We start from the raw sequence: 7,014 nt of genomic DNA, 5'->3' as shown, positions 1-7,014 counted from the left end.
TGAAAAAGCAACAATCTAAAATCTGGATGAAAAACTACTATTCTGAAATTGCAGCATAAAAAAAGAGACCGCCTTTTTGGACAGCCTCTTTTTTTTAGGTTCTTCCTGCCTGCTAAAACAAATCAGAACTTTTAACTAACTATTAATTAACTTAAAACAAAAAATCCTTCTTAACCTATTCTTCAACACCAAATTTGTAGATACAAACCGAGTAGTACTCATCGCCCGGATTTACAATAACACTCGGAAATTCAGGCTTATTAGGACTATCAGGGAAGTGTTGCGTTTCTAAACAAAATGCACTTCTGAAATCGTATTTAATATCTTCTTTTCCTGCTGTTCTTCCATTAATGAAGTTACCGCCGTAAAACTGAATACCCGGTTCGTTGGTGTAAACTTCCAATACTCTTCCCGACTCCGGATCAACGACTTTTGCTGCCAAAGCGCTTACATCGTTATTTGTATTTAATACCCAGTTGTGATCGTATCCACCTCCAACTTTTAGCTGTGCATTATCAACTTCCAAACTGTCGGCAATGGCTCTTGGAGTAGTAAAATCAAATGGAGTTCCGGCAACTGCTGCCAATTCGCCTGTTGGGATTAAACCACCATCAACAGGTGTATAGTAATCGGCATTCAGGTACATCAAATGATCGTTAATCGAAGTTCTTCCACCATCTTTTAAGTTGAAATACGAGTGGTTAGTGAGATTCAATACCGTTTTTTTATCGGTAGTGGCAAAATACTCAATTTTCAGCTCGTTTGCAGCTGTTAACTGGTACTTTACTTTCACCTCCACAGTACCCGGGTAACCGGTTTCCATATCGGGCGAAACCAGACTAAAAACAACTTCGCTGTCACTTAGTTGTTCGGCATTCCAAACCTGGCGATGGAAACCATTGGTTCCGCCGTGCAAATGATTCACGCCGTCGTTTTTCTGTAACTGGTATTCAACACTATCAATCGAAAATTTAGCATCGCCAATGCGGTTGCCGTAACGACCGATCACTGCTCCGTAAAAATTCTCCGGCTTTTCTACATAATCTTTTCCCGAACCGTAACCTACAATTACATCTGCCAACTCACCATTTTTGTCGGGGGTAAACAAACTCACCACCCTTGCGCCAAAATTGGTTAACTGACAAACAACTCCGTTATCGTTTTTCAAGGTAAAAAGTTCGATGGTTTTTCCATTGTAATCAAACGCAAAATCCTCGCTTGATAGTCCTACTGTGGCTTCTTTTTGTGCACAGCCAAAAACCATTAAAACTAAAGCTATAATTCCTAAGTATTTCATCGGTTTTATTTTATTGGTTATTAATTCAAATCAAATTCAATAAACTTACCCAGCTTATTGTATTTCTCGTAAAGCGCTTTGTATTTCTCTACATTTTCAGGAATTGGATGGTATTCCATTTCAAATCCGCCACCCATTTTTGCCTGCGCTTCGCCAAGGTTTTCGTAAACACCGGCTGCCACTGCGGCTGCCATCGCAGTACCCAATGCACAAGCCTGTTCAGAGCGAGCTACTTTAATTGGCATATCCAGTACGTCGGCAACAATTTGCATTACCAGTTTCGATTTTTTGGCCACACCACCCAGTGCAATCACTCCGTCGATGCGGATTCCTTCTGAAATGAAACGGTCGTTAATGGCTTTCGAACCAAAAGCAGTAGCTTCAACCAATGCACGGAAAATACGCGGTGCATCCGATCCCAGATTCAAGCCCATAATCGCTCCTTTTAATGCCTGGTTGGCATCCGGGGTTCGACGACCATTCATCCAGTCGAGTGCTACGATTCCACTTTCAGCGATTGGAATGTTTTCAGCTTCCTGGCTTAATTTCGCGATGATCTTACCTGAAGTTTCATCGATCAGTTTTTTCTTGGTAGCCTCATCAATCAAATCAGAGTCAGCCAGAATATTTTGCATGGGCCATTCCAGTAAACGACGGAACCAGGCGTAAATATCACCAAATGCCGATTGTCCGGCTTCCAAACCTAACATTCCGGGAACGATCGAGCCGTCAACCTGGCCACAAATACCGCTTACCAGTTTATCACCCACTTCTTCAAGCGGCGCAATCAACATATCGCAAGTTGATGTACCCATAACTTTCGACAAGTGATAAGGCTCGATTTGCGCGCCAACAGCACCAAGGTGAGCATCAAAAGCTCCTACCCCAATTACCACGTTGGTTGATAAGCCCAGTTTCTTCGCCCACTCCTCGCTCAGTGTTCCTGCCGCTACATCGCAGGTGTATGTTTCTTTAAACAAACGGTCTTTTAAACCGCTTAACATAGGGTCAAGCTGAGTCAGAAATTCTTCTGACGGCAAACCACCAAAAGCTTCGTGCCACATTGCTTTATGCCCTGCTGCACAACGGCTTCTTTTTAATGTTTTTGGATTTGTATCTCCGGTAAGCACTGCCGGAATCCAGTCGCAATGTTCCACCCACGAGTAAGCTGCACGGTAAACACCTGCATCTTCGCGTGTTACATGCAATAACTTGGCCCAAAACCACTCTGACGAATAAATTCCACCTTCGTATTTGGTGAAATCGATATCCGATTTTTTAGCCAATTCGTTAATTTCTGCCGCTTCTTTTACAGCTGTATGGTCTTTCCAAAGTACGAACATCGCATTTGGATTTTCTTCAAAACCCGGAGTTAATGCCAGTGGTGTACCTTTTTCATCAACCGCTACCGGAGTCGATCCGGTGGTGTCAACAGAAATACCCACAACATTTTCGGCTACACCCTCGGGAGCTTGTTTCAGCGCCTCCACAATGGTGTATTCCAGCCCTTCCAAATAATCAAAAGGATGCTGACGAAACTGGTTGTTTGGCGCATCGCAATATTCTCCTCGCTTCCAACGCGGGTATTCAAACACCACGCTTGCCAGCTCTTCGCCGGTCTCTACGTTTACGATTAATGAACGAACCGAATCAGAACCATAATCCAGTCCAATTGTATATTTTGCCATTTTTTTTTGATTTTATGCGGAGCGAAAAGCCGGTGGAAAATTCGCTTCTCCACCAACTTTTCGTCCTTTATTTTTTTGTTACAGATGAACAATTACTGTCCGTAGTATGCATTTTTACCGTGCTTGCGCAGGTAATGCTTATCTAATAAGAATTGATCGATCTCAGCTCCCGGAGTTAACTGTAAAGTAGTGTGCGCCATTTTTGCCACTTCTTCCATAACTTTTGCGTTATGAACGGCATTGTGGGCACTTGTTCCCCACGAAAACGGACCGTGGTTATTTACCAGAACTCCCGGAATTGCAACCGGATCGAGCCCGTTGAAAGTTTCCACAATTACATTTCCGGTTTCCACTTCGTATGCCGTAGTTACTTCCTCCTCTGTTAATTTACGCGTACATGGAATTGCACCGTAAAAATAATCGGCATGTGTTGTACCCAATGCAGGAATGCTTCTTCCGGCCTGTGCCCAGCTGGTTGCCCATGCCGAGTGCGTGTGTACAACTCCCGATATTCCTTCAAAAGCTTTGTAAAGCACCAGGTGAGTTGCGGTGTCGCTCGATGGTTTCAGGTTTCCTTCAACCACGTTTCCTTCCATGTCAACCACTACCATATCGCTGGCTTTCATATCTTCATACGAAACACCGCTTGGCTTAATTACCACCAAACCTTTTTCGCGATCAATAGCACTCACATTTCCCCAGGTAAAAATTACCAGGTCGAGTTCTACCAGTTCCAGGTTCGCTTTAAAAACTTCTTCTTTTAACTGTTCAAGCATAATTTATTCTTTTTTATTCTACCAGAAGTAGATGTAAAAGGCTACTGTTAATCCAAGGATAACAGCGGTATGGAATACATCCCAGCCATTCCAGCTGGCACGTGTAGCCGCTTTTTGTTCCGGTGTATTAGTTCCAAATACCAAGCCCTGAATTTTTTCGGCGCTTGGCGCTTTGGTTAACAAACTAACAACAATAACAACGACCAAACATACCAGCAACATCCAACCGCAGAAGAACAACCAGTTCATATCGAAAAACAGACTTTTAAACAAGTTGTCGGCTGCCCCCTGAACGTTCTCGTAATATACTTTTGCCCCCAAACGGGTAATACCAATTATAAATCCTGCCATCAGTCCCCAGAATCCACCTTGGGCAGAAGCACGTTTCCAGGTTATACCCAGCAGGAATGCTGCGGCAATACCAGGAGCCAGAACGGATTGTACGTCTTGTAAGTATTCGTAAAGCACATCGCCAATACTTCTCATAATCGGAATCCAAAGAATTCCCAGAATTACGATTACCACTGTTGCCACCTGACCGATTTTCACCAGTTTTTTCTCCGGAGTTTCCGGTTTGAATCGTTTGTAGAAGTCGATGGTGAACAACATGGCCGAAGAGTTAAACAGCGAAGCCAGCGAACTCATTAAAGCAGCCAAAATACCGCAAACCACCAAGCCTTTAATACCGGCAGGAAGCAACTGGGCCACCAACGATGGGAAAGCAGCATCGGGGCTTGGCAACACATACTCTTGTCCGTTTAGCATAATTCCTCCTTTGGCACTCATTGCATAAGCAATCATACCAGGAATAAGGAAAAGGAATACCGGTAACAATTTCAGGTAAGCGCCAAAAATTGTCCCCCTACGGGCATGTTTTTCGTTTTTACCCGAAAGTACCCTTTGTACAATAAACTGGTCGGTACACCAATACCAGAAACCAATGATACTGGAGCCGATTAAAGCACCCAGCCATGGGAAATCGGCATCGCGGTTATCCCTGATCAGATTTATCATACTGTCGCCATATTCGTTAACCTGAGTAGCTCCGGCAATTTCCAGTACCTGATCCCAGCCACCAACAGCTTTTAAACCAAGCACCACAATTACCAGCGATCCTCCAAGCAGAATCGGCGTTTGAAGTACCGAGGTGTATAACACCGATTTCATTCCTCCGAAAATGGTATAAAGAGCCGTTAACAACACCAGACCGATAGCAGAAATCCAGAAGAAATCGATTCCCCACATGGTTTCGATACCGAAAACCTGCTGGAAAACCAAACCACCAGCATAAACAGTTACCGCAACTTTAGTTAACACATAACTCACTAAAGAAATAAGTGATAACACTGTTCTTGATTCAGGGTTATAGCGGCGCTCCAAAAATTCGGGCATGGTAAGTACCATACTTCGTGAGTAGAACGGTACAAACACCCAACCGAGTATCAGTATCATCCATCCCTGAATTTCCCAGTGTGCCATTGCCATACCACTTGATGCTCCGGCTCCGGCTAATCCGATAAGGTGTTCTGATCCGATATTCGAAGCAAAAATCGAAGCTCCAATGGCAATCCATGAAGCATCTCGTCCTGCCAGGAAATAGTCGCCAGAAGTTTCTTCTTTCTGACTTAACACCCAAACGATAATGCCGATAAGTGCCACACCAAAAAGGCCAATTACAATCCAATCTAGTAATTCCATAAAAGTTGATTTATTTTTTTGATTTAGTTTCTAATTATAATCCTTTGGCCAAATGATAGTAAAGGTCGTTCCAACGCAGTTCCTTTTTAAATTTAGGAATAGTAGTGTCCTTATCGATTACAACCGCTTCGATTCCTGCAATTTCAGCATAATCCAATAAATCTTCAACGCTTAAGTCGTAAGAGAAGCTAGTGTGGTGCGTACCACCCGCTAAAATCCATGCAGCAGCTCCTACTTCGAAATTAGGTTGAGGAATCCAAAGTGCGCTGGCTACCGGTAATTTTGGTAAGTCTTTCGACTCGATACAATCAACGGCGTTAATAATCATGCGGAAACGGCTTCCCATATCTACTACTGTAGCGGCAACACCTGGTCCGGTTTTACTTTTGAAGATAACACGGGCAGGATCGTTTTTACCACCAATTCCAAGAGGAAGTACATCAAGTGTTGGTTTGCCATCGGCAATTAACGGACAAACTTCCAACATGTGAGCCTGCAGAATAGCACTGTTTTCGCCGTCGAAGTTTAAGGTATAGTCTTCAAGGAAAGAACATCCTTTGTAGCCTGGCATTTCCTGACTCATAAACCACATGGTACGGTATAAAGCAGCTGTTTTCCAGTCACCTTCTGCACCAAATCCATAACCATCGGCCATTAAACGCTGCGATGCTAATCCCGGCAACTGATCAATACCTTCCAGGTCGTCGAAGTTTGTAGTGAAAGCTTTTGCACCTTTTGCTTCCAGTAAACGACGCAATGCAATTTCAATTTTAGCGGCGTGAGCTACCTGCGCACGGTCTTTTCCACCTTCTTTACAGTTATCTACAAAATTGTATTCTGCTTCGTAAACTTTTACCAATTCAGCTACTTCTTCATCGGTAACTTCATTTTGTACGGCAACAAGTTCAGCTATAGGACAGTAATCAACGTGATATCCGAAAACTCTTTCGGCATCAACCTTATCACCATCGGTAACTGCCACGTTATTCATCTGGTCGCCAAATCGAACAATTAACATATCTTGCGAATCGGCCCAGGCAGCAGCTACACGTGCCCATGAGGCAACTTGCGATACCGTTTTAGGATCCTGCCAGTGACCAACAACCACTTTAAGGTTGTAACGCATACGTGCGGTAATGTGGCCAAATTCTCTGTCGCCATGTGCACTCTGGTTCAGGTTCATGAAATCCATATCGATTTCGTCCCATGGAATTTCTTTATTGTACTGAGTGTGCAGGTGCAACAAAGGTTTGTTTAATTCTTTCAATCCGTGAATCCACATTTTTGCAGGAGAGAAAGTGTGCATCCAGGTAATGATACCGATACAGTTATCATTGCTGTTTGCGTCTTTACAAATTCGGTGGATTTCTTTTGATCCGGTTCCTGTTGGTTTAACCACAACTTTTACCGGAATTTCGGTAGATGCATCAAATGCAGCAGCAATTTCTTTTGAATGCTCTGCAACTTGTTCCAATGTTTTAGGCCCGTAAAGGTGTTGGCTACCTGTTACAAACCATACTTCCATTTCTTTTAATGTACTGCTCATATTCTTTGA

At 43.4% G+C, this 7,014-nt stretch carries 5 protein-coding genes; all 5 read right to left on the bottom strand.

The genetic code is table 11. From position 1 onward, the window contains the following. Window positions 1-175 precede the first annotated feature (175 nt). Window positions 176-1,297: an aldose epimerase family protein gene (locus tag BMW53_RS07655; protein ID WP_038554284.1), complete on the bottom strand. Its 1,122-nt coding sequence runs from the start codon at window positions 1,295-1,297 to the stop codon at window positions 176-178. Window positions 1,298-1,317: 20 nt separating this feature from the next. After that, window positions 1,318-2,985 (bottom strand): ribulokinase, encoded by a 1,668-nt coding sequence (locus tag BMW53_RS07650; RefSeq protein ID WP_038554287.1) that lies wholly within the window; start codon window positions 2,983-2,985, stop codon window positions 1,318-1,320. A 92-nt stretch (window positions 2,986-3,077) separates the two neighbouring features. Continuing rightward, window positions 3,078-3,761, bottom strand: coding sequence for an L-ribulose-5-phosphate 4-epimerase (gene araD / locus BMW53_RS07645; RefSeq protein WP_038554290.1), 684 nt, complete (start codon window positions 3,759-3,761; stop codon window positions 3,078-3,080). 18 nt (window positions 3,762-3,779) lie between these two features. Continuing rightward, window positions 3,780-5,459: a sodium:solute symporter gene (locus tag BMW53_RS07640; protein WP_038554293.1), complete on the bottom strand. Its 1,680-nt coding sequence runs from the start codon at window positions 5,457-5,459 to the stop codon at window positions 3,780-3,782. A 34-nt stretch (window positions 5,460-5,493) separates the two neighbouring features. Next, entirely contained in the window at window positions 5,494-7,005 is a 1,512-nt protein-coding gene (gene araA / locus BMW53_RS07635) for an L-arabinose isomerase (RefSeq protein WP_038554296.1), read from the bottom strand. Between the last annotated feature and the right edge of the window lie 9 nt (window positions 7,006-7,014).

This window comes from Draconibacterium orientale, from assembly GCF_900111425.1.
In the GTDB taxonomy this organism is placed as follows: Bacteria; Bacteroidota; Bacteroidia; order Bacteroidales; family Prolixibacteraceae; genus Draconibacterium; species Draconibacterium orientale.
Note: the sequence above shows the minus strand (reverse complement) of the source record. Positions and strands in the feature narration are given on the sequence as shown.